Source organism: Variovorax paradoxus (assembly GCF_030815975.1).
Taxonomy (GTDB): Bacteria; Pseudomonadota; Gammaproteobacteria; order Burkholderiales; family Burkholderiaceae_C; genus Variovorax; species Variovorax paradoxus_N.
Map to the genome: position 1 here is coordinate 5,156,754 of NZ_JAUSXL010000002.1, position 23,357 is coordinate 5,180,110.

Here is a 23,357-nt window from a genome sequence, read left to right on the forward strand (position 1 = left end):
CGACCTGGACAATCCAAATCGCTTTTATCTTGGGAAATTGGTGGGCGGTGGAGGTTTCGAACCTCCGACCCCAGCAGTGTGAATGCTGTGCTCTACCCCTGAGCTAACCGCCCTTTCAACCCTTGGCACCGCGCGTGCAGTGCCTTGGAATTAATCGCGTTGCGCGAAGCCTTCGATTATGCCACAGCATTTCAGCCGTTTTGCCGGAACAGCGTGCGTCCGTTGCTGGATTTGTCGAGCTGCGACAACACCGCTTCGTGCGCCGCGAGCTCCTGCTCGGCCGCCATGATCACCGGCAGCTCGAACTGGCTCAGGTCGATGGCCACCACCGTGGTGCCCTGTGCCGGCTCGTTGGAGGCCACGTCGATCAGCAGCGCATCCTGGCCGCGCGTGAGGTTGATGTACACGTCGGCCAGCAGCTGCGCATCAAGCTTGGCGCCGTGGAAGGTGCGGTTCGAGCGATCGACGCCGAAGCGGTCGCACAGCGCATCGAGCGAGTTGCGCTTGCCCGGGTAGACCAGCTTGGCCATGGCCAGTGTGTCGGTCACCTCGCCGACGAAGCTGCGCAGCGGCGGCAGGCCGGCCAGCTCGAGCTCCTTGTTGAGAAAGCCGACGTCGAAGGCCGCGTTGTGGATGATCAGCTCGGCGCCGCGCAGATATTCGACGATGTCGTTGGCCAGCGTGGCGAACTTCGGCTTGTCGCGCAGGAAATCGGTCGTGAGGCCGTGCACCTTGAGCGCGTCCTCATGGCTCTCGCGCTCGGGATTGAAGTAGATGTGCAGGTCGTTGCCGGTGAGCTTGCGCGCGAAAAGCTCCACGCAGCCGAGCTCGATGACGCGGTCGCCGTTCTCGGCGGAAAGGCCGGTGGTTTCGGTGTCGAGGACGATCTGGCGCGACATCAGTGATTTTCCTTCGCGTGGTTGATCGAGTATTTGGGAATCTCGATCGTCACATCTTCCTGCGCCAGGATCGCCTGGCAGCTGAGGCGCGATTGTGGCTCCAGGCCCCAGGCGCGGTCGAGCAGGTCTTCCTCGCCTTCCTCGGCCTCGTTCAGCGAATTGAAGCCCTGGCGCACCACCACGTGGCAGGTGGTGCAGGCGCAGCTCATCTCGCAGGCGTGCTCGATGTTGATGTGGTTGTCGAGCAGCGCCTCGCAGATCGAGGTGCCGGCCGGCGCCGTGATCTCGGCGCCTTGCGGGCAATACTCGGGATGCGGATAGATCTTGATGGTGGGCATGTTGTTCTTAGAGGGATTCGAGCTTGCGGCCGGAGAGTGCTCGCGCAATGCCCGCGTTCATGCGCTGGGCAGCGAAGGCTTCGGTGTCGTTCGCCAGCGCCTTGGTGGCGCCTTCGATGGCCGCGGCATCGTCGCCTTTGGCGGCTTCGCGCAGCTTCGCCATCGACGCATCGATGACTGCGCGCTCTTCTTCGCTCAGCAGATCGCCGTCCGCATCGAGCGCGCTCTGCGTGGCAAGCAGCATGCGCTCGGCATCCACGCGCGCCTCCACCAGCGCGCGCGCCTGCATGTCCTGCTGCGCGGTGGAAAAGCTCTCCTGCAGCATGGTCGCGATCTGGTCGTCCGAGAGCCCGTACGAAGGCTTGACCGTCACGCTGGCCTCCACGCCGCTTCCCTGCTCCTTGGCGCCGACACTCAGCAAGCCATCGGCATCGACGGTGAAGGTCACGCGGATGCGCGCCGCACCCGCCGCCATCGGCGGGATGCCGCGCAGCGTGAAGCGCGCCAGGCTGCGGCAATCGGCGACCAGGTCGCGTTCGCCCTGCACCACATGCAGCGCAAGAGCGGTCTGCCCGTCCTGGTAGGTGGTGAAGTCCTGCGCCATCGCGGTGGGAATGGTCTGGTTGCGCGGCACGATGCGCTCGACCAGTCCGCCCATGGTTTCGATGCCCAGCGACAGCGGGATCACGTCGAGCAGCAGCAGATCACCCGCACCGTTGTTGCCGGCCAGCTGGTTGGCCTGGATGGCGGCGCCGAGCGCCACCACTTCGTCGGGGTTCAGGTTGATGAGCGGCTCGCGGCCGAAGAACTCGGCGACGGCGCGGCGGATCTGCGGCATGCGGGTGGAGCCGCCGACCAGCACGATGCCCTGCAGATCATCGGGCTTGAGCTTCGCGTCGCGCAGCGCCTTGCGAACCGCTGCGATCGTGCGGTCGGTGAGCGCTTTGGTGGCGGCATCGAAATGCGCGCGCGCCAGATCGAAGCGGGCGGGGCCGCCGGCAAGCTCGGCGTGGAACGCCACGGAGTCGGCGTCGGTCAGCGCCTCCTTGGCCGCACGGGCCGCCACCAGGACGGCGGCCCTGTCGGCGTCGCTGCCCACCTGCAGGCCGGTTTGCGCGAGCACGAAATCGGCGAGCGCGTGGTCGTAGTCGTCTCCGCCCAGGGCCGAGTCGCCGCCCGTGGCAATGACCTCGAACACGCCCTGCGTGAGCCGCAGGATCGAGATGTCGAAGGTGCCGCCGCCCAGGTCGTAGACGGCGTAGACGCCTTCGCTCCCGTTGTCCAGGCCGTAGGCAATGGCCGCGGCCGTGGGCTCGCTGATCAGGCGCAGCACGTTGAGGCCGGCGAGCTGCGCGGCGTCCTTGGTGGCCTGGCGCTGGCCTTCATCGAAGTAGGCCGGCACGGTGATGACGGCGCCGTAGAGCTCATCGTCGAAGGTGTCTTCGGCGCGGTAGCGCAAGGTGGCCAGGATCTCGGCGCTGATCTCCACCGGCGACTTGATGCCCGCGGCCGTCTGCACCTTGACCATGCCGCCCTCGTCCACCAGACGGTACGACATCGACGCGCGGTTCGCGATGTCGGCCAGCCCGCGGCCCATGAGCCGCTTGACCGAGGTGATGGTGTTCGCGGCATCCTGCGCGCGCGCGGCGAGCGCATCGAAGCCGATCTGGCGCCGCTCCGTGTCGAGGTAGCGCACGGCCGAAGGCAGGATCACGCGGCCCTGGTCGTCCGGCAGGCATTCGGCCACGCCGTTGCGCACCGCGGCCACCAGCGAATGCGTGGTGCCGAGGTCGATGCCCACGGCAATGCGGCGCTGATGCGGGTCGGGCGCCTGGCCGGGTTCGGAAATTTGAAGAAGAGCCATAACGGACTATTGTCCCAACTGATCGAATTTGGCTTCGACGTCCTGTCCGAAGCGCTCAATGAACATGAGGGCTCTCACCTGCTGCGCGGCGGCCGGGTAATCGCCCTTTTCGTCGATCAGCCAATCGAGCGACGACAGCGCCCGGGCACGCCCGGCCTCGACTTCGGCCTGCAGCTGCGCGACCGCGGCAATGTCGTGAGCATCGTCGAGCGCTTCGCGCCATTCCATCTGCTGCATCAGGAAATCGGGCGGCATCGCGGTGTTGTTCTCGGCGTTCAGCGGTGCACCGTTGAGTTCGCAGATGTAGCTGGCCCGCCGGATCGGATCCTTGAGCCGCTGGTAGGCCTCGTTGATGCGCACCGACCACTGCATGGCCACGCGCTGCGCCGCAGCCCCCTGCGCGGCGAAGCGGTCCGGATGCGCCTCGCGCTGCAGCTCTTTCCAGCGCGCGTCGAGTGCGGCACGGTCCTGCGCGAAGGTCGCGGGGACGGCGAACAGTTGAAAGTCGGTGTCGTTCAGGTTCATGGCAAGAAAAAACCGCCAGCACATGACATGGTGGCGGCTGTGGTCGCTGTCAGCGACGGTGCATCAGATGCGAAAGCTTTCCCCGCAGCCGCAACGGTCGCGCTCGTTCGGATTGATGAACTTGAAGCCTTCGTTCAGGCCTTCGCGCACGAAGTCGAGCTGCGTGCCGTCGATATAGGCCAGGCTCTTGGGGTCGACGAGCACCTTCACGCCGTGGTCTTCGAACACCACGTCTTCAGGCGCGAATTCGTCCACGTACTCGAGCTTGTAGGCCAGGCCGGAGCAGCCGGTGGTCTTCACGCCCAGCCGCACGCCCACGCCCTTGCCCCGTTTGCCGAGGTAGCGGGTGACGTGGCGCGCAGCGGCTTCGGTCAGCGTAACGGCCATGTCAGTGGACTGCCGAGGGCTCGGCTTCTGCCGCCTTGGCGCCGTGCTTGGCCTTGTAGTCGCTCACGGCGGCCTTGATGGCGTCTTCGGCCAGGATCGAGCAGTGGATCTTGACGGGCGGCAGCGCCAGTTCTTCGGCGATCTGCGCGTTCTTGAGTGCCGCGGCTTCGTCGAGCGTCTTGCCCTTGACCCATTCGGTCACGAGCGATGACGAGGCAATGGCCGAGCCGCAGCCATAGGTCTTGAAGCGCGCGTCTTCGATCACGCCGGTTTCCGGATTGACCTTGATCTGCAGCTTCATGACGTCGCCGCAGGCCGGCGCGCCGACCATGCCGGTGCCGACCGAGTCGTCGCCCTTTTCGAAGGAGCCGACGTTGCGGGGATTTTCGTAGTGGTCGATGACCTTGGATGAATATGCCATGGTGTACCTCTCAAACTTTGTTCAATGCGTCAGTGGGCCGACCACTGGATCGTGCTGATGTCGACGCCGTCCTGGAACATCTCCCACAGCGGGCTCAACTCGCGCAGCTTGGCAACGTTGTGCTTGATGGTCGAAATGGCGTAGTCGATTTCTTCTTCGGTCGTGAATCGGCCGATGGTCATGCGCAGGCTGCTGTGGGCCAGTTCGTCGCTGCGGCCCAGGGCGCGCAGCACATAGCTGGGCTCGAGGCTGGCCGAGGTGCAGGCCGAACCCGACGACACCGCCAGGCCCTTGATGCCCATGATCAGCGACTCGCCTTCGACGTAGTTGAAGCTCATGTTCAGGTTGTGCGGCACGCGGCGCTCGAGGTCGCCGTTGATGAACACCTGTTCGACATCCTTCAGGCCGTTCAGCAGACGCTGCTGCAGGCGGCGCGCATGAGCGATATCGTCTTTCATCTCGAGCTTGGCGATGCGATACGCCTCGCCCATGCCGACGATCTGATGCGTGGGCAACGTGCCCGAACGCATGCCGCGCTCGTGACCACCACCGTGCATCTGTGCTTCGAGCCGAATGCGCGGCTTGCGACGCACGTACAGCGCGCCGATGCCCTTGGGGCCGTAGGTCTTGTGCGAGGCGAGGCTCATCAGGTCGATGGGCAGCTTCGTGATGTCGATGTCGACCTTGCCGGTGGCCTGGGCCGAATCGACGTGGAAGATGACGCCCTTTTCGCGGCAGGCATTGCCGAGCGCGACCACGTCCTGGATCACGCCGATTTCGTTGTTCACGAACAGCACGCTGGCCAGGATGGTGTCGGGGCGAATGGCGGCCTTGAACTTCTCAAGGTCGACAAGGCCGTTTTCCTCGACGTCGAGGTAGGTGACCTCGAAGCCCTGGCGCTCGAGTTCGCGCATGGTGTCGAGCACGGCCTTGTGCTCGGTCTTCAGGGTGATGAGGTGTTTGCCCTTGCCCTTGTAGAACTGGGCCGCGCCCTTGAGCGCGAGATTGATCGACTCGGTCGCACCCGACGTCCACACGATTTCGCGAGGATCCGCACTGATCAGGTCAGCCACCTGGCCGCGCGCCTTCTCGACCGCCTCTTCAGCCTCCCAGCCCCAGGCATGGCTGCGCGACGCCGGGTTGCCGAAATGCTCGCGCAACCAGGGGATCATGGCATCGACCACGCGCGGGTCGACCGGCGTGGTGGCGCCGTAATCGAGATAGATCGGGAAATGAGGAGTGACGTCCATGGCTGGCTCGGGCTGGCGTGGGGTTGTTTCGTTGATCTGGGCTTCTGGTGGCAGCGCCCGAAGGCGCTCCACGGCTTCAGGACTTCGCGAAGGCGTTGCCGAGGGCAAACACCGAGTTGGGCGCGTTCACGCGAATCGGCTTGACCACCGGCTGCGCGGAAATGGCGCGCTTGACGACCGGCTTGTTCTCGATCTGCACGCCCTTGGCGATCTGGTCGTCGACCAGCTTCTGCAGCGTGACGGAATCGAGGAACTCGACCATGCGCTGGTTCAGCGAGGCCCAGAGCTCGTGCGTCATGCAGCGGCCGGCTTCGCCGAGGCAGTTTTCCTTGCCGCCGCATTGCGTGGCATCGATGGGCTCATCGACGGAAACAATGATGTCTGCGACGGTGATATCCGCAGCCTTGCGGCCGAGGCTGTAGCCGCCGCCAGGGCCGCGGGTCGACTCGACCAGCTCGTGGCGGCGCAGTTTGCCGAACAGCTGTTCGAGATACGACAACGAAATCTGCTGCCGCTGGCTGATCGCAGCCAGCGTGACCGGACCGGTATTCTGGCGCAGCGCCAGGTCGATCATTGCTGTGACCGCAAAACGGCCTTTGGTAGTGAGACGCATCGCAAGCTCCTTCAAGTGCTTACCGTTGAAATGACACCGTGGCCCAGGGCCGCGGTGACTTCGTCTCCGCCCTGCCCGACCCCCTGGCGCTGGTGAACCAGCCGGTGGGATCGGTTCTTCATCGCGAAGTTCTTTTTTGTTGTTGAGTATTTCGGTCAAGTATAGCAGAAGGCCCTGGAGTCTGCTCGGGTAAACCCCTGCGGAAACCGCTTGAAGAACCCGGAATCCCGGCCTACGACGGCAGGATCGCGATATTGTCCCCGCCGGAGGCGCCAAAAGCCTGCTCCCGCAGCAGCGCCAGCTGGTCGCGCACCCGCGCCGCCTTCTCGAATTCGAGATTGCGGGCGTGCTCCATCATGAGCTTTTCGAGCCGCTTGATCTCGCGGGCGATGTCCTTTTCGCTCATGTCCTCGACCTTGGCGCGCTCCAGGTCCAGCTTGGCCATTTCCTTGCCGGTCTTTTCGCTGTAGACGCCGTCGATCAGGTCGCGCACCTGCTTGACGATGCTGCGCGGGGTGATGCCATTGGCCTCGTTGTGGGCAATCTGCCGGGCGCGGCGGCGCTCGGTTTCGCCAATGGCCTTCTTCATCGATTCGGTCATCCGGTCGGCATAGAGGATGGCCTTGCCGTTCAGGTTGCGGGCCGCGCGGCCGATGGTCTGGATCAGCGAGCGCTCGGCGCGCAGGAAGCCCTCCTTGTCGGCATCGAGAATGGCGACCAGCGACACCTCGGGAATGTCCAGGCCTTCGCGCAGCAGGTTGATGCCCACCAGCACGTCGAAGCTGCCCAGCCGCAGGTCGCGCAGGATTTCCACCCGCTCGACGGTGTCGACATCGCTGTGCAGGTAGCGCACCTTCACGCCGTTGTCGCTCAGGTAATCGGTCAGCTGCTCGGCCATGCGCTTGGTGAGCGTGGTGATCAGCACGCGTTCGCTCTTCTCGACGCGGATGCGGATCTCGCCCAGCACGTCGTCGACCTGGTGCGTGGCGGGGCGCACCTCCACCTCGGGGTCGATCAGGCCGGTCGGCCGGACCAGCTGCTCGACGACATTGCCCGAATGGTCTTTTTCGTACTGCGCCGGCGTGGCCGAGACGAAGATCGCCTGCCGCATGCGCTTTTCGAATTCTTCGAACTTGAGCGGCCGGTTGTCCATTGCCGAGGGCAGCCGGAAGCCGTACTCGACCAGCGTGGTCTTGCGCGCCCGGTCGCCGCTGTACATGGCGTTGAGCTGGCCGATCATCTGATGGCTCTCGTCGAGGAACATCAGCGCGTCCTTCGGCAGGTAGTCCGTGAGCGTGGCCGGCGGCTCGCCCGGCGCGGCGCCCGACAGGTGGCGCGAGTAGTTCTCGATGCCCTTGCAGTGGCCGATCTCTGCCAGCATCTCCAGGTCGAAGCGGGTGCGCTGCTCCAGGCGCTGCGCCTCCACCAGTTTGCCCTGGCTCACAAATTCCTTGAGCCGCCCGGCCAGTTCGATCTTGATGGTTTCGACCGCGCCCAGCACCTTGTCGCGCGGCGTCACGTAGTGGCTCGACGGGTACACCGTGAAACGCGGGATCTTCTGGCGGATGCGGCCTGTGAGCGGGGTCGAACAGCTGCAGCGTCTCGATCTCGTCGTCGAACAGCTCGATGCGGATGGCCAATTCGCTGTGCTCGGCCGGAAACACGTCGATGGTGTCGCCGCGCACACGGAAGGTGCCGCGCGAAAAGTCCTGCTCGTTGCGGGTGTACTGCATGCGGATCAGCCGCCCGATCACGTCGCGCTGGCCGATCTTGTCGCCCACCCGCATGATGAAACGCATCTGCGTGTAATCCTCGGGCGTGCCGATGCCGTAGATGGCGCTCACCGTGGCCACGATGACCGTGTCGCGCCGCTCCAGCACGCTCTTGGTGGCCGACAGCCGCATCTGCTCGATGTGCTCGTTTATCGACGAGTCCTTTTCGATGAACAGGTCGCGCTGCGGCACGTAGGCCTCGGGCTGGTAGTAGTCGTAGTAGCTCACGAAGTATTCCACCGCGTTCTTCGGGAAGAACTCGCGGAATTCACTGTAGAGCTGCGCCGCCAGCGTCTTGTTGGGCGCGAACACGATGGCCGGGCGGCCCAAGCGCGCAATCACGTTGGCCATGGTGAAGGTCTTGCCCGACCCCGTGACGCCCAGCAGCGTCTGGAACACCTCGCCGTCGAGCACGCCCTCGACCAGCCCGTCGATGGCCTTCGGCTGGTCTCCGGCCGGTGGGTAGGGCTGGAAAAGTTCGAAAGGCGAACCGGGGTATTTGATGAATTCGCCCTGCTTGGCCGGACCGATCGGGTCCAGTTTCTTCAGGTCTGCTATGGCTTCGTTGTTCTCTGGCATGGCTGTTCCCGACAGGTGGCGATGGCACCGGTAAAATTCAAGGCAACCGGAAAGCATAAAGCCTCCTCCGGTTGCAGCGAAGCTTTCATCCCAAAGGACCTTTCCATGTCTATGTTCACCGCGGTCGAAATGGCACCGCGCGACCCGATCCTCGGCCTCAACGAGCAGTTTGCAGCCGATACCAACCCCAACAAGGTCAACCTCGGCGTGGGCGTCTACTACGACGACAACGGCAAGCTGCCGCTGCTCCAGTGCGTTCAGGCGGCCGAACAGAACATGATGAAGGCGCCGACCGCGCGCGGCTACCTGCCGATCGACGGCATCGTGGCATATGACAACGCGGTCAAGGGCCTGGTCTTCGGCGCCGACAGCGAGCCCGTGCAATCGGGCCGCGTGGCCACCATCCAGGCCATCGGCGGCACCGGCGGCCTCAAGGTCGGCGCCGACTTCCTCAAGAAGCTCAACCCCAAGGCCAAGGTGCTGATCAGCGACCCGAGCTGGGAAAACCATCGCGCCCTGTTCACCAATGCGGGCTTCGAGGTCGACAGCTACCCCTACTACGATGCGGCCAAGCGCGGCGTGAACTTCGACGGCATGCTGTCCGCCCTGAATGCGGCGCCGGCCGGCACCGTCGTCGTGCTGCACGCCTGCTGCCACAACCCGACCGGCTACGACATCACGTCCGAGCAGTGGGACCAGGTCGTCGCCACGGTCAAGGCCAAGGGCCTGGTGCCCTTCCTCGACATGGCCTACCAGGGCTTCGGCTATGGCCTGAAAGAAGACGGCGCGGCCGTTGCCAAGTTCGTCGATGCGGGTCTGACCTTCTTCGTCTCGACCTCTTTCTCCAAGAGCTTCAGCCTGTATGGCGAACGCGTGGGCGCTCTCTCGGTACTGTGCGAAAGCAAGGAAGAAGCCGGCCGCGTGCTGTCGCAGCTCAAGATCGCGATCCGCACCAACTACAGCAACCCGCCGATCCACGGCGGCGCCGTGGTGGCCGCGGTGCTCGGCAACCCCGAGCTGCGCGCCCTGTGGGAAAAGGAACTCGGCGAAATGCGCGTGCGCATCAAGGCCATGCGCCAGAAGCTGGTCGACGGCCTGAAGGCCGCGGGCGTGAAGGAAGACATGAGCTTCATCACCACGCAGATCGGCATGTTCAGCTACTCGGGCCTCAACAAGGACCAGATGGTGCGCCTGCGCAACGAGTTCGGCGTGTACGGCACCGACACCGGCCGCATGTGCGTGGCGGCGCTCAACAGCAAGAACATCGACTACGTCTGCGCGTCGATTGCCAAAGTCGTTTAGGTGACGGCAAAAGTGTGAAGGAATCCGACTTCGAGAATTCCTTCACATCCTGGGCCAGAAACAACCCTTGCGGCGGTGTTGATGTAGGGGTTAGGCCCCCCTTCAACCCGACAAATGCGCTGATATATTGCACTGCAACATTCACTCCAAGACCAGCCATGCTTTATCAACTCTACGAAGCCCAGCGTTCCCTGATGGAACCATTTTCGGACTTCGCCCAAGCAGCTTCCAAGCTTTATGGCCAAGGCGCGGTGTGGGGCCAGTTGCCCATGGCGCAGCGCATGGCGGCAGGCTATGACCTGCTCTATCGCCTCGGCAAGGACTACGAGAGGCCGGAGTTCAACATCAAGTCCGTCAAGGTCGAGGGCGAAGACGTGGTCATCCAGGAGGTCGTCGAGCTCGACAAGCCTTTCTGCGAACTGCGCCGCTTCAAGCGCTTCACCGACGAGCCGCACATCCTCAAGACGCTCAAGAGCCAACCCGTGGTGCTGATCGTGGCGCCGCTGTCGGGCCACTACGCCACGCTGCTGCGAGACACGGTGCGCACCATGCTGCAGGACCACAAGGTCTACATCACCGACTGGAAGAATGCGCGTCTCGTGCCCATGTCGGAGGGCGAGTTCCACCTCGACGACTACGTCAACTACGTGCAGGAGTTCATCCGCCGCCTGCAGGCCGAGTACGGCAACTGCCACGTCGTGAGCGTGTGCCAGCCGACCGTGCCGGTGCTGGCGGCCGTCTCGCTGATGGCCACCCGCGGCGAGCCGCTGCCCCTCACCATGACGATGATGGGCGGCCCCATCGACGCGCGCAAGTCGCCCACCGCGGTGAACAACCTCGCGATGAACAAGAGCTTCGAGTGGTTCGAGAACAACGTGATCTACCGCGTACCGCAGGGCTTCCCGGGTGAAGGCCGCCGCGTGTATCCGGGCTTCCTGCAGCACACGGGCTTCGTGGCCATGAACCCCGACCGCCACGCCTCGAGCCACTACGACTACTTCAAGGACCTCATCAAGGGCGACGACGCCAGCGCCGAGGCCCATCGCAAGTTCTACGACGAGTACAACGCCGTGCTCGACATGGACGCCGATTACTACCTCGACACCATCCGCACCGTGTTCCAGGAATTCGACCTGGTCAACGGCACCTGGGATGTCAGGAACCCCAAGGGCCAGATCGAGCGCGTGCATCCGCAGGACATCCATTCGGCCGCGCTGCTGACCATCGAAGGCGAACTCGACGACATTTCGGGCTCGGGGCAGACCGAGGCTGCGCACAGCCTGTGCACCGGCATTGACGACGCGCAGCGCGAACACTACGAAGTCAAGGGCGCGGGCCACTACGGCATCTTCAGCGGCCGCCGCTGGCGCGAGCTGGTCTACCCCAAGGTACAGAAGTTCATCGCGGCCCACGACCAGCCCCAGCGCCGCGCCGGTGCACGCGAAAGCCTGCCGGCCGAAGACCGGATCAAGCCGGGGCGGAACACGGCGGCCGTTGCAGCCGCGAAGAGCGCCAGAGCCGGGAAGGCGGTGGCGGCGGCCCCCGCCAAGAAGCCCGCGGCACGCAGGAAGTGAACGGACTGGCCGCACGCATCCACGATGCACTGCCGCAGACGCAGTGCACACGTTGCGGCTACCCCGATTGCGCAGGGTATGCACAAGCCGTGGCTGACGGCCAGGCGGGCATCAACCAGTGCCCGCCCGGCGGCGCCGAAGGTGTTGCCAGGCTGGCGCGGCTCACCGGCCGCGAGGCGCAGCCGCTCGACCCGCAGTTCGGCACCGAAGGGCCGCGCGCCATGGCGGTCATCGACGAGGCGTGGTGCATCGGCTGCACGCTCTGCCTCGATGCCTGTCCGACCGACGCCATCGTGGGCATCAACAAGCGCATGCATACCGTGATCGAAGCGCACTGCACCGGTTGCGAGCTCTGCATTCCGGTCTGCCCTGTCGATTGCATCTCGCTCGAGGTCGAGACGCCGGGCCGCAGCGGCTGGCAGGCCTGGTCGCAGGCACAGGCCGAGGCTGCGCTGCAGCGCTACAAGCTGCATGGCGAGCATCGCCGTGCCGACAAGCACAAGGGCAAGGAAGAAGCGCCCGCCATCGCCGAACCGCAGGCCGCCGACACGCGCAAGCGATCCATCGTCGAAGCCGCGCTGGCGCGTGCCCGCGCCGCCTCGCAACACCGCCCACCCGCCGCCAAGCCATGACCCTCGACACCCTGTTCATCTACGTCGTCGCCTCGCTCGCCCTGGCCGTGATTCCCGGCCCGACGATGCTGCTGGCGCTGTCCAATGGCATCGACGGCGGCATGCGGCGCGCGAGCTGGGGCATTGCCGGCGCGTCGCTCGGGAGCGTCACGCTGATCGCGGTGGTCGCGCTCGGACTCGGCTCGCTGCTGGCCGCATCGGAACTGCTCTTCAACGCGATTCGCGTGGCGGGTGTCGCCTACCTGGTCTGGCTCGGCGTCAAGCTGTGGCGCAGTGAGGCGACCGACCTCGGCGCGGCGCTGGCCAAGTCCGCCATCGAGGTTCGCCCGCATGGCCGGGTCGCGCTCATGCGCAGCCTGCTGGTGGCGCTGTCGAACCCCAAGACGGTGCTGTTCTTCGCCGCTTTCCTGCCGCAGTTCATCGACATCGCCAAGCCGCAGGGCGCGCAGTACCTGCTGCTCGGCTCGATCTTCGTGGCGCTCGACACCTGCGTGATGCTGGCTTATGCGGCCGCCGGCACGCAGGCCGTGCGCTGGCTCTCGCGCCGCGGCCTCAAGGCGCTGAACCGCAGCTGCGCGGCGGGCATGTGGCTGCTGGCGGCCACGCTGGCTTTCTGGCGCCGCCCGGGCGCCTGAACGGCGCGGGGTTCAGCTCTCTTGCGTCTTCTGCGGACGCTTGAACAGCAGCAGCAGAACACCGGCCAGCACGACGGCCACCGCGTACCACTCGAAGCGCGTGACGGTCTCGTTGGCAATCCATACGCCCAGCAGCATCGCGATCACCGGATTGACAAAGGTGTAGCTCGCGGCCAATGCAGCGGGCGCCTTCGCGAGCAGCACCATGTAGGCGTTGAACGCGATCAGCGAGCCGAACACCACGAGGTACAGCCAGGCCGCAGCGGCCTCGGGCTGCGGCGGCCACACCAGCTGCTCGCCGGAGATCGCCGCGAGCACCAGCAGCACGACGCCGCCGCAGATCATTTCGCTTGCAAAGCCCATCGCGCCGGGCGCGAGCGGCAGGCTGCGCTGGCTCAGCACGCTGCCCATCGACCAGCAGACGCAGGCAATCGAAATCGCCACCAGTCCCGCGGGCGACGACTGGAAGCCGCTGCCTTGCGTCAGCATCAGAACGCCCACGAGGCCGAGCGCAATGCCCATGGCTTCCATGCGCGTCGGCTTCACGCCCCAGATCAGGTTGAGCAATGCGATCAGCAGCGGCACCACCGCGATGAAGGCCACCACCAGCCCCGAGCCGATCGACACTTCGGCATGGGCCGTGCCGCCCATGCCGCCGCCCAGCATCAACGCGCCGACCACGAGGGCATTGCGCCACTGCACCCGCGAGGGCCAGGCGGCGCCGCGCCAGCGCATCCAGGCGGCGAGCAGCGCGCCCGCGAACAGAAAGCGCGAGCCCATCTGGAGGAACGGTGCAAAGCTGATCAGCGCGTACTTGATCGCCAGATAAGTCGAGCCCCAGACCACCCATGTGGCGGCCAGGCAAAGCCACAGCAGCGGCGGCAGTGCAGCGCGTGCGGAACCGGGCGCGGCTTGGGCGGGGGATGCGAGAGTGGGCATGGCGGGTCTCTGTCTTGTTGGTATTGGAACGCCGTCCATGGTATGAAAGCGATCCTTTCGCAACCATGCATATCTCATGGTTCTTTCCGTTTCGTACCGTCGATTTGAAGGAGTTGCATGGACTTCACCTTGAACCCCGCGCTGGATGCCCATGACACCCGCATCCTGGCCGAACTGCAGGGCGATGCGCGGCTCACCATGGCCGAACTCGGCCGCCGCGTGCACCTGAGCCAGCCGGCCGTGACCGAACGCGTGAAGAAGCTGGAGGCCGCGGGCGTGATCAGCGGCTACCGCGCAACCGTGAACCTCGGCAAGCTCGGCTATGGCATTCGCGCGATTATCCGCGTGGGCCGCGCCGACTATGCGCGCGTGGTGGAGCTGGTGCAGCAGACGCCCGAATGCGTCAATGCCTACAACGTGACCGGCGACGACAGCTGGATATTGGAGATCGCCGTCATCGACGTGAGCCACCTCGATGCGGTCGTGACCAAGTTCTGCATCCTCACAGAGACGGCCACCTCGATCATCCTGAACCCGGCGCGCGAGCACCAGCCGATGCTGCCGCCTCAGCGTTCGGACGTCAGGCCGCCGATCAGGAAAGTGCTCAACGCGTAGCGGCCAGCGCGCTGAAGGCCGCCACCACCTCGGGCGGCGCCTGCACCATCTCGATCAGCACGCCCTCGCCCGCGATCGGAAACTGGTCGTTCGCCTTCGGATGCAGAAAGCAGATGTCGAAGCCCGCCGCGCCCTTGCGGATGCCGCCGGGTGCAAAGCGCACGCCCTGCGCGGTGAGCCACTCGACGGCCTTGGGCAGGTCGTCGATCCACAGGCCCACATGGTTGAGCGGCGTCGCGTGAACGGCGGGTTTCTTCTCGGGGTCGAGCGGCTGCATCAGGTCGACCTCGACCTTGAACGGCCCGCTGCCCATCGAACAGATGTCCTCGTCGACGTTCTCGCGCTCGCTCTTGAAGGTACCCGTGACTTCGAGCCCCAGCATGTCGACCCAGAGCTTCTGCAGACGCAGCTTGTCGGGCCCGCCGATGGCGATCTGCTGGATGCCCAGCACCTTGAAGGGGCGTGCCGTGGCAGTCATGCGGAGCAACCTTCCGGCTGCTCCTGCACCTGCCGCGCATTGAGGCCGAGCTTGCGCAGCAGCACCGTGTCGGCTTCGACGTCGGGATTGCCGGTCACGAGCAGCTTGTCGCCGTAGAAGATCGAATTCGCGCCGGCCATGAAGCACAGGGCCTGCACCGCGTCGCCCATCTGCTGGCGGCCTGCCGACAGGCGCACGCGCGCGGTCGGCATGGTGATGCGCGCGACCGCGATCATGCGCACGAAGTCGAAGGGATCGACCGGCTCCGAATCGGCCAGCGGCGTGCCCGGCACGCGCACCAGGCTGTTGATCGGCACCGACTCCGGATAAGGATTCAGGTTGGCCAGCTGCGCGATCAGCCCCGCGCGGTGCACCGGCTGCTCGCCCATGCCGACGATGCCGCCGCAGCACACGCTGATGCCGGCGCTGCGCACATGGGCCAACGTGTCGAGCCGGTCCTGGTAGGTGCGCGTGTCGACCACGTCGGTGTAGTACTCGGGCGCGGTGTCGAGGTTGTGGTTGTAGTAGTCCAGGCCCGCGGCCTTGAGCTGGTGCGCGTGGTGCGGCTCCAGCATGCCGAGCGTGGCGCAGGTCTGCAGGCCCAGCCCCTTCACGGCCTCGACCAGCACCGCCACCTTCTCGACGTCGCGGTCCTTCGGCGCACGCCATGCGGCACCCATGCAAAAGCGCGTGGCGCCGGCGTCCTTGGCGGCCTGTGCGGCGCGCACCACCTCGTCGACCTCCATCAGCTTCTGCGCCTTCACGCCGGTGTCGAACTCGGCCGACTGCGGGCAATAGCCGCAGTTCTCGGGGCAGCCACCGGTCTTGACCGAGAGCAGCGTCGCGAGTTCGATGTCGCCTTCGGGGAAGTGCTGGCGGTGCACCGTCTGCGCCTCGAACAGCAGGTCCATCAGCGGCTTGTCGAGCAGCGCCTGAATCGCCTCGACCGTCCACGGGCCTTGCGGTGCCGCGGCCTTGGCCGGCCGGTGCAGTGTGACAGGCGCCGAGATGGGAACTTCAATAAAAGGAGCGGAGGTCGTCATATCAGTGGGACTTTCATAACTGCGCGAAGCGTTGCCTGTTCGGGAAACACCGCGGAACCGGCTTCGCCGGGCCGCAGGTGTTGCCCCCGGAAGGGGGTTGGAGAAGCGACACGAAGTGCGCGAAGCCTGGGGGTGAGCTTTATTCAAACTCCAGAATGATTTGATCGACGGCGAGCGATTCGCCCTTGTCCGCCGAAATCTTGCCGACCACGCCGTCCTGCGTGGCGAACAGCACGTTTTCCATCTTCATGGCCTCGATCACGGCCAGCTTCTCGCCGGCACGCACCTGCTGGCCCGGCTGCACCGACACCTCGACCAAGAGGCCCGGCATCGGCGACATCAGGAACTTGCTCAGGTCCGGCGGCGCCTTGTAGGGCATCAGTTCGAGCAGGCGCGCGCCCCGGGGCGACAGCACCATCGCCTCGACCTGCGTACCGTCGTGCGACACGCGCAGCGCCAGCGGGTTCCTGCCGGCTCCGCGCTCGACCTGTGCGGTGAAGGGCCGGTCGTTGACCATGCCTTGCACGCGGATGGCGCCGAGCGCAAAGCCGCTGTCGATCTTGTAGTTTTTTTCGCCCACGGCCACGGCGCTGGCGCCGGTCTTGCCGTGGAAGTCGGTGACCGACACCGGATGGTGCACATGCTTGCCCTCCGGCCCGAGCTCCACCACCACGAACTGCTCGCCCACCTTCACGCCGTGGCCTTCGAGCTGTCCGCTGATGCCCGAGGCGCGCGCACGATAGCGGCGGTGCACATAGGCCGCGAGCGCGATCAGGAACGAAGGATCGGCGTGCGGCACGTCTTCGGCATGGAAGCCCTTGCCGTAGTGTTCGGCGATGAAGCCGGTATTGAAATCGCCCGCCACGAACTTCGGATGCGCGAGCAGTGCGGCCTGGAACGGGATGTTGCTGCTGATGCCGCGGATCACGAAGCCATTGAGCGCCTCGCGCATGCGGGCAATCGCATGCTGCCGATCCTTGCCGTGCACGATGAGCTTGGCGATCATCGAGTCGTAGTACATCGGGATCTCACCGCCGTCGTACACGCCGGTGTCCACGCGCACACCGTTCAGGTGCTCGGTATCGCTCGCGAACATGGTCTCGGCCGGCGGCTGGAACTTCACCAGGCGGCCGGTCGAAGGCAGGAAGCTGCGGAACGGATCTTCGGCATTGATGCGGCATTCGATGGCCCAGCCGTTGCGCTGCACCTGGGCCTGCGTGAGCGGCAGTTCCTCGCCGGCCGCCACGCGGATCATCAGTTCGACCAGGTCGAGCCCCGTGATGCATTCGGTCACCGGGTGCTCCACCTGCAGCCGGGTGTTCATCTCGAGAAAGTAGAAGCTCTGGTCCTTGCCGACCACGAACTCCACCGTGCCCGCGCTCTGGTACTTCACGGCCTTGGCCAGTTGCACCGCCTGCTCGCCCATGGCCTTGCGCGTGGCCTCGCTGATGAAAGGTGAAGGCGCCTCCTCGATCACCTTCTGGTGACGCCGCTGGATCGAGCATTCGCGCTCGTTCAGATAGATGACGTTGCCGTGCGAATCGCCCAGCACCTGGATCTCGATGTGGCGCGGCTCCTCGACGAACTTCTCGATGAACACACGGTCGTCGCCGAAGCTGTTGCGTGCCTCGTTGCGGCACGACGTGAAGCCCTCGAAAGCCTCCTTGTCGTTGTAGGCCACGCGCAGGCCCTTGCCGCCGCCGCCGGCCGAAGCCTTGATCATCACCGGGTAGCCGATGTCCATGGCGATTTCGACGGCGCGCTCGGCGGTCTCGATGGCGTCGTTCCAGCCGGGAATGGTGTTGACCTTGGCCTCGTTCGCGAGCTTCTTGGAGGCGATCTTGTCGCCCATGGCCGCGATCGAATAGTGCTTCGGCCCGATGAAGGCGATGCCCTCTTCCTCGACCCTGCGCGCGAAGGCTTCGTTCTCCGACAGGAAGCCGTAGCCCGGGTGCACGGCCTCGGCGCCGGTCTTCTTGCAGGCTTCGATGATGCGGTCGGCCTGCAGGTAGCTCTCGCGGCTCGGCGCGGCGCCGATGTGCACAGCCTCGTCGGCCAGTTCGACGTGGCGGGCTTCCTTGTCGACGTCGGAATAGACGGCGACGGTGAGGATGCCCATCTTCTTGGCGGTCTGGATGACCCGGCAGGCGATTTCCCCGCGATTGGCGATCAGGATTTTCTTGAACATATTGTTGTCCTGCGTTCCTCAGAGCGGAATGTTCCCGTGCTTGCGCCACGGGTTCTCGAGCTTCTTCTCGCGCAGCATCACGAGCGAGCGGCAGATGCGCTTGCGTGTTTCGTGCGGCAGGATCACGTCGTCGATGTAGCCGCGGGCGCTGGCCACGTACGGATTGGCGAAGCGTGCCTTGTATTCCGCTTCGCGCGCGGCCAGCTTCTCGGGGTCGTTCTTGTCCTCGCGGAAGATGATCTCCACCGCGCCCTTGGCGCCCATCACTGCGATCTCGGCGCGCGGCCAGGCCAGGTTGACGTCGCCGCGCAGGTGCTTGGACGCCATCACGTCGTAGGCACCGCCGTAGGCCTTGCGCGTGATGACGGTGATCTTGGGCACCGTGCACTCCGCGTACGCGTAGAGCAGCTTGGCACCGTGCTTGATGATGCCGCCGTACTCCTGGCCGGTGCCGGGCATGAAGCCGGGCACGTCGACGAAGGTGACCACCGGAATGTTGAAGGCATCGCAAAAGCGCACGAAGCGCGCGGCCTTGATGCTGCTCTTGATGTCGAGGCAGCCCGCCAGCACCAGCGGCTGGTTGGCCACGATGCCGATGGTCTGGCCTTCCATGCGCGCGAAGCCGATCACGATGTTCTTCGCGTAGTCGGGCTGCAGCTCGAAGAAGTCACCGTCGTCCACCACCTTGAGGATCAGCTCCTTGATGTCGTAGGGCTTGTTCGGGTTGTCGGGCACCAGCGTGTCGAGCGAATAGTCGGGCCGGTCGGCCGGATCGCCCTGCCCGTTGTTGCCCAGGCGCACCGGCGGCTTTTCGCGGTTGCTGAGCGGCAGGTAGTTGTACAGGCGGCGCAGCATCATGAGCGCCTCGACGTCGTTCTCGAACGCCATGTCGGCCACGCCGCTGCGCGTGGTGTGGGTGACGGCGCCGCCGAGTTCCTCGGCCGTGACGCTCTCGTGCGTCACGGTCCTCACCACCTCGGGGCCGGTGACGAACATGTAGCTGGAGTCCTTCACCATGAAGATGAAGTCGGTCATGGCCGGCGAATACACCGCGCCGCCCGCGCACGGGCCCATGATCATGCTGATCTGCGGCACCACGCCCGAGGCCATCACATTGCGCTGGAACACGTCGGCATAGCCGCCGAGCGAGGCCACGCCTTCCTGGATGCGTGCGCCGCCCGAATCGTTAAGGCCGATGACCGGCGCGCCGACCTTCATGGCCTGGTCCATCACCTTGCAGATCTTCTCGGCATGCGCCTCGCTGAGCGCGCCGCCGAACACCGTGAAGTCCTGGCTGAACACGAACACGAGGCGGCCGTTGATCATCCCGTAGCCGGTGACCACGCCGTCGCCGGGAATCTTCTGCTCGGCCATGCCGAAATCGACCGAGCGGTGCTCGACGAACATGTCCCATTCTTCGAAGGTGTTGTCGTCGAGCAGGAGCTCGATGCGCTCGCGCGCCGTGAGCTTGCCCTTGGCGTGCTGCGCGTCGATGCGCTTCTGCCCGCCGCCCAGGCGCGCCTGGGCGCGGCGCTTTTCGAGTTGTTCGATCAGTTCTTGCATGGTGTGCTTCCGAAGCTGTGGTCCTGAATTTCGTGTGTGGTCATGGCCGGGCGGTGATGGCGGCCGCCGCAAGCAGCTGGCGCGCCGCCGTCGATGCGGGCAGCGAGCCCTCTGCCACCTGCTGCGTGAGCTGCGGCAGCAGTTCGCGCACCTGCGCGTGCTGCCTGAAAGCCTGCTTGAGGCCAGCGTCGATGCGCTCCCACATCCAAGCGGTGGCCTGCTTTTCTCGCCGCTTTGCGAGTTTGCCGTTGGCCGTCTGCAGCGACTTGAACTGCATCACTGCCTCCCAGAATGCGTCGATGCCGGTGCCCGCCAATGCGCTGAGCTGCAGCACCCTGGGCAGCCAGAAGCGCACCTCCACGCCGCTGTGCGCGTCATGCACCGCATGCGCGTGGTCCGGGTTGCCCTGGTGGCCGAACAGGCGCAGGGCAGAGGTGATCTGCGCCTGCGCGCGCGTCGCGGCGTCCTTGTCGATGTCGGCCTTGTTGATGACGACCAGGTCGGCCAGTTCCATCACGCCCTTCTTGATCGCCTGCAGGTCGTCGCCCGCATTGGGCAGCTGCATCAGCACGAACATGTCGGTCATGCCGGCCACGGCAGTTTCGCTCTGGCCCACGCCCACGGTCTCGACGATCACGATGTCGTAGCCCGCGGCCTCGCACACCAGCATGGCCTCGCGCGTCTTCTCGGCCACGCCGCCGAGCGTGCCGCTCGAGGGGCTGGGCCGGATGTAGGCGCGCTCGTGCACCGAGAGCCGCTCCATGCGCGTCTTGTCGCCGAGGATGGAGCCGCCCGAGACGGTGGACGAGGGGTCGATCGTGAGCACCGCCACGCGGTGGCCCTTGCCGATCAGCAGCAGGCCCAGCGTTTCGATGAAGGTCGACTTGCCGACGCCGGGCACACCCGAGATGCCAAGGCGAAACGAATTGCCGGTGCGCGGCAGCAGCGCGGTGAGCAACTCGTCGGCCTGGGCCCGATGGTCGGCGCGGGTCGATTCGAGCAGCGTGATGGCCTTGGCAATGGCGCGGCGCTGCGCCATGCCGTCCGATCCGGCGATCGCACGCTCCAGCGCAGCAGCTGGCTTGTTCAGCACGCGGCCTCCGAAGACACGCGCCAGCGGTAGTGCAGGTCGACGCCCTCTTCGCCTTCGAGCACGAAGCCGTGCCGCAGATAGAAGCGGTTGGCGTCGCTCTGCACGAGCGCGGTGAGCTTGATGTCCAGTAGCCGTTCGCGCGCCAGCGACTTGGCCCATTCGAGCACCCACTCGCCGATGCCCAGGCCCTGGAAGCCGGTGCGCAGGTAGAGATGGTCCAGGCGCAGCGCATCCGCGTCCTCGGGCTTGAGCGTGACGAAGCCGATGCGCAGCTCGCCGTCGAGCACGATGTGGTGCATGAAGGGCACGACAAAACCGGCCTGCAGCCGTTCGCGCGAGCGCGCGGGATCGAAGCGCCCCACGCGCTCCAGGCTGGGGCGCATCGCATCGACGCGCAGGGCCAGCATGGCCTCGAAATCGCCGGATTCCACCGGCTGCAGCGACAGCCGCGACAAGAGATCGCTCACGCCGCTTCTCAGGCCGAGACCGCCGCGCGGATCTGCTCCAGCACGTCCTTGGCGCTGGCCGGAATGGGCGTGCCCGGACCATAGATGCCCTTGACGCCGGCCTCGTAGAGAAAGTCGTAGTCCTGCCGCGGAATCACGCCACCCACGAACACGATGATGTCGTCCGCGCCCTGCTTCTTCAGCTCGTCGATGATGGCGGGCACCAGCGTCTTGTGGCCGGCTGCGAGGGTGCTCACGCCCACTGCGTGCACGTCGTTCTCGATCGCCTGGCGCGCACATTCTTCGGGCGTCTGGAACAGCGGCCCCATGTCCACGTCGAAGCCCAGGTCGGCGAAGGCCGTGGCCACCACCTTGGCGCCGCGGTCGTGCCCGTCCTGGCCCAGCTTGGAGATCATCACGCGCGGGCGTCGGCCCTGTTCTTCGGCGAAGGCGTTGATTTCGGTCTTGAGGGCTTCCCAGCCTTCGGCCGAGTCATAGGCAGCAGCGTACACACCGGTCACCTTTTGCGTGTCGGCCCGATGGCGGCCGAATGATTTTTCGAGCGCGTCGGAAATTTCGCCCACCGTGGCGCGCTGGCGCACCGCGTCGATGCTGAGCGCGAGCAGGTTGCCGGTGCCGTTTTCGGCGGCTTCGGTGAGCGCGTCGAGCGCGGCCTGCACCCTGGCGGTGTCGCGCGAGGCGCGGATCTTCTGCAGCCGCGCCACCTGCTGGTCGCGCACCATCACGTTGTCGATGGAGAGGCTGTCGATCGCGTCTTCGTTCTTGAGCTTGTACTTGTTGACGCCCACGATCACGTCGCGGCCCGAGTCGATGCGCGCCTGCTTCTCGGCGGCGGCGGCCTCGATCTTGAGCTTGGCCCAGCCGCTGTCGACCGCCTTGGTCATGCCGCCCATCGCCTCGACCTCCTCGATGATGGCCCAGGCCGCATCGGCCATGTCCTGCGTGAGCTTCTCCATCATGTAGCTGCCGGCCCAGGGGTCGACCACGTTCGTGATGTGCGTCTCTTCCTGGATGATGAGCTGCGTGTTGCGCGCGATGCGCGAACTGAACTCGGTAGGCAGCGCAATGGCTTCGTCGAGCGCGTTGGTGTGCAGGCTCTGCGTGCCGCCGAACACCGCGGCCATCGCCTCGATGGTGGTGCGCACGATGTTGTTGTACGGGTCCTGCTCGGTGAGGCTCCAACCGGAGGTCTGGCAGTGGGTGCGCAGCATCAGGCTCTTGGGGTTCTTGGGATTGAACTCCTTCATGATGCGGCACCACAGCAGGCGCGCGGCACGCATCTTGGCCACTTCGAGGTAGAAGTTCATGCCGATGGCCCAGAAGAAGGAGAGGCGCCCGGCAAAGCCATCGACGTCCAGGCCCTTGGCCAGCGCGGTCTTCACGTATTCCTTGCCGTCGGCCAGCGTGAAGGCCAGCTCCAGCGCCTGGTTGGCGCCGGCTTCCTGCATGTGATAGCCGCTGATCGAGATCGAGTTGAACTTGGGCATGTGCTGCGCCGTGTACTCGATGATGTCGCCGATGATCCGCATGCTCGGCGCAGGCGGAAAGATGTACGTGTTGCGGACCATGAACTCCTTGAGGATGTCGTTCTGGATGGTTCCGCTCAGTTGGTCCTGGCTCACGCCCTGCTCTTCGGCCGCGACCACGTAGCCCGCGAGCACCGGCAGCACGGCCCCGTTCATCGTCATGGACACGCTCACTTTATCGAGCGGGATCTGGTCGAACAGGATCTTCATGTCCTCGACCGAATCGATGGCGACGCCGGCCTTGCCGACGTCGCCCGTCACGCGCGGATGGTCGCTGTCGTAGCCGCGGTGGGTGGCGAGGTCGAAGGCCACGCTCACGCCCTGCCCGCCGGCGGCCAGCGCCTTGCGGTAGAAGGCGTTCGACTCTTCCGCAGTGGAAAAGCCCGCGTACTGGCGGATGGTCCAGGGGCGCACCGCGTACATGGTGGCCTGCGGGCCGCGCAGGTAGGGCTCGAAGCCGGGCAGCGTGTCGGCGTACTTCAGGCCCTGCAGGTCGGCGGCGGTGTAGAGCGGCTTCACGGTGATGCCGTCCGGCGTGAGCCAGTTGAGTGCGCCCAGGTCGCCGCCCGGCGCCGACTTGGCAGCGGCCTTGGCCCAGTCAGCGAGATTGGCGGGCTTGAAGGTGGGTTCGGGTGTGCTGCTCATGAGGGGCTC

General features: G+C 65.5%; 21 protein-coding genes, 1 tRNA gene and 1 pseudogene. 5 read left to right on the forward strand and 18 right to left on the reverse strand.

Annotated features, from left to right (window positions below):
• Positions 1-38: 38 nt before the first annotated feature.
• From QFZ47_RS28065 to uvrB, 10 genes and pseudogenes are all read right to left on the reverse strand, one after another.
• A tRNA-Val gene (locus QFZ47_RS28065) sits at positions 39-113 on the reverse strand.
• 78 nt (positions 114-191) lie between these two features.
• A complete protein-coding gene (gene dnaQ / locus QFZ47_RS28070) occupies positions 192-899 on the reverse strand; it encodes a DNA polymerase III subunit epsilon (RefSeq protein ID WP_307658740.1) in 708 nt (235 codons plus the stop codon).
• On the reverse strand, positions 899-1,237 hold the full coding sequence (gene fdx / locus QFZ47_RS28075) for an ISC system 2Fe-2S type ferredoxin (RefSeq protein WP_307658741.1): 339 nt from the start codon (positions 1,235-1,237) through the stop codon (positions 899-901). Before fdx ends, dnaQ begins: the two co-directional genes overlap by 1 nt.
• 7 nt (positions 1,238-1,244) lie before the next feature.
• Entirely contained in the window at positions 1,245-3,101 is a 1,857-nt protein-coding gene (gene hscA / locus QFZ47_RS28080) for a Fe-S protein assembly chaperone HscA (protein ID WP_307658742.1), read from the reverse strand.
• A gap of 6 nt (positions 3,102-3,107) precedes the next feature.
• The gene (gene hscB / locus QFZ47_RS28085; RefSeq protein ID WP_307658743.1) at positions 3,108-3,626 is read right to left on the reverse strand and encodes a Fe-S protein assembly co-chaperone HscB; all 519 of its coding nucleotides are present in this window, start codon (positions 3,624-3,626) and stop codon (positions 3,108-3,110) included.
• Positions 3,627-3,689: 63 nt separating this feature from the next.
• On the reverse strand, positions 3,690-4,013 hold the full coding sequence (gene iscA / locus QFZ47_RS28090; RefSeq protein ID WP_012747263.1) for an iron-sulfur cluster assembly protein IscA: 324 nt from the start codon (positions 4,011-4,013) through the stop codon (positions 3,690-3,692).
• Position 4,014: 1 nt separating this feature from the next.
• Positions 4,015-4,434, reverse strand: coding sequence for a Fe-S cluster assembly scaffold IscU (gene iscU / locus QFZ47_RS28095; RefSeq protein ID WP_021006925.1), 420 nt, complete (start codon positions 4,432-4,434; stop codon positions 4,015-4,017).
• A gap of 29 nt (positions 4,435-4,463) precedes the next feature.
• Positions 4,464-5,684 (reverse strand): IscS subfamily cysteine desulfurase, encoded by a 1,221-nt coding sequence (locus tag QFZ47_RS28100; RefSeq protein ID WP_307658744.1) that lies wholly within the window; start codon positions 5,682-5,684, stop codon positions 4,464-4,466.
• A gap of 76 nt (positions 5,685-5,760) precedes the next feature.
• Complete coding sequence (gene iscR, locus QFZ47_RS28105; protein ID WP_007828186.1) at positions 5,761-6,297, reverse strand: Fe-S cluster assembly transcriptional regulator IscR; 537 nt, start codon at positions 6,295-6,297, stop codon at positions 5,761-5,763.
• Positions 6,298-6,529: 232 nt separating this feature from the next.
• A pseudogene (gene uvrB / locus QFZ47_RS28110) lies at positions 6,530-8,648 on the reverse strand (excinuclease ABC subunit UvrB).
• A 105-nt stretch (positions 8,649-8,753) separates the two neighbouring features.
• Between uvrB and QFZ47_RS28115 the strand changes: the two are divergent.
• The 4 genes from QFZ47_RS28115 (at position 8,754) to QFZ47_RS28130 (ending at position 12,791) form a co-directional block, all read left to right on the forward strand.
• Entirely contained in the window at positions 8,754-9,950 is a 1,197-nt protein-coding gene (locus QFZ47_RS28115; protein ID WP_307658745.1) for an amino acid aminotransferase, read from the forward strand.
• A gap of 158 nt (positions 9,951-10,108) precedes the next feature.
• On the forward strand, positions 10,109-11,524 hold the full coding sequence (locus QFZ47_RS28120; RefSeq protein WP_307658746.1) for a polyhydroxyalkanoate depolymerase: 1,416 nt from the start codon (positions 10,109-10,111) through the stop codon (positions 11,522-11,524).
• Positions 11,521-12,156 carry an RnfABCDGE type electron transport complex subunit B gene (locus tag QFZ47_RS28125; RefSeq protein WP_307658747.1) on the forward strand — a complete coding sequence of 212 codons (636 nt, stop codon included), beginning with the start codon at positions 11,521-11,523 and terminating at the stop codon, positions 12,154-12,156. The genes QFZ47_RS28120 and QFZ47_RS28125 overlap by 4 nt, the downstream gene beginning before the upstream one ends.
• Positions 12,153-12,791: a LysE family translocator gene (locus tag QFZ47_RS28130; RefSeq protein WP_307658748.1), complete on the forward strand. Its 639-nt coding sequence runs from the start codon at positions 12,153-12,155 to the stop codon at positions 12,789-12,791. Before QFZ47_RS28125 ends, QFZ47_RS28130 begins: the two co-directional genes overlap by 4 nt.
• Positions 12,792-12,803: 12 nt before the next feature.
• Here QFZ47_RS28130 and yedA read toward each other — a convergent pair whose 3' ends face one another.
• Positions 12,804-13,730, reverse strand: coding sequence for a drug/metabolite exporter YedA (gene yedA / locus QFZ47_RS28135; RefSeq protein WP_307658749.1), 927 nt, complete (start codon positions 13,728-13,730; stop codon positions 12,804-12,806).
• A 117-nt stretch (positions 13,731-13,847) separates the two neighbouring features.
• On the opposite strand from yedA, the gene QFZ47_RS28140 reads away from it, so the two are divergent.
• The gene (locus QFZ47_RS28140; protein ID WP_307658750.1) at positions 13,848-14,345 is read left to right on the forward strand and encodes an Lrp/AsnC family transcriptional regulator; all 498 of its coding nucleotides are present in this window, start codon (positions 13,848-13,850) and stop codon (positions 14,343-14,345) included.
• On the opposite strand, the gene QFZ47_RS28145 is transcribed toward QFZ47_RS28140, so the two are convergent.
• The 7 genes from QFZ47_RS28145 to scpA form a co-directional block, all read right to left on the reverse strand.
• Positions 14,335-14,823 (reverse strand): VOC family protein, encoded by a 489-nt coding sequence (locus QFZ47_RS28145; RefSeq protein ID WP_307658751.1) that lies wholly within the window; start codon positions 14,821-14,823, stop codon positions 14,335-14,337. The two genes, QFZ47_RS28140 and QFZ47_RS28145, sit on opposite strands and share 11 nt — an antisense overlap.
• Positions 14,820-15,866: a biotin synthase BioB gene (gene bioB / locus QFZ47_RS28150; RefSeq protein WP_307658752.1), complete on the reverse strand. Its 1,047-nt coding sequence runs from the start codon at positions 15,864-15,866 to the stop codon at positions 14,820-14,822. Before bioB ends, QFZ47_RS28145 begins: the two co-directional genes overlap by 4 nt.
• A 139-nt stretch (positions 15,867-16,005) precedes the next feature.
• Positions 16,006-18,054: an acetyl-CoA carboxylase biotin carboxylase subunit gene (locus QFZ47_RS28155; protein ID WP_307658753.1), complete on the reverse strand. Its 2,049-nt coding sequence runs from the start codon at positions 18,052-18,054 to the stop codon at positions 16,006-16,008.
• 18 nt (positions 18,055-18,072) lie between these two features.
• Positions 18,073-19,617 (reverse strand): acyl-CoA carboxylase subunit beta, encoded by a 1,545-nt coding sequence (locus tag QFZ47_RS28160; protein WP_307658754.1) that lies wholly within the window; start codon positions 19,615-19,617, stop codon positions 18,073-18,075.
• Between the two features lie 40 nt (positions 19,618-19,657).
• Positions 19,658-20,656, reverse strand: a complete 999-nt coding sequence (gene meaB, locus QFZ47_RS28165) for a methylmalonyl Co-A mutase-associated GTPase MeaB (RefSeq protein WP_370880651.1) — start codon at positions 20,654-20,656, stop codon at positions 19,658-19,660.
• 47 nt (positions 20,657-20,703) lie between these two features.
• Positions 20,704-21,177 (reverse strand): GNAT family N-acetyltransferase, encoded by a 474-nt coding sequence (locus QFZ47_RS28170; protein WP_307658756.1) that lies wholly within the window; start codon positions 21,175-21,177, stop codon positions 20,704-20,706.
• A gap of 8 nt (positions 21,178-21,185) precedes the next feature.
• The gene (gene scpA / locus QFZ47_RS28175; RefSeq protein ID WP_307658757.1) at positions 21,186-23,348 is read right to left on the reverse strand and encodes a methylmalonyl-CoA mutase; all 2,163 of its coding nucleotides are present in this window, start codon (positions 23,346-23,348) and stop codon (positions 21,186-21,188) included.
• Between the last annotated feature and the right edge of the window lie 9 nt (positions 23,349-23,357).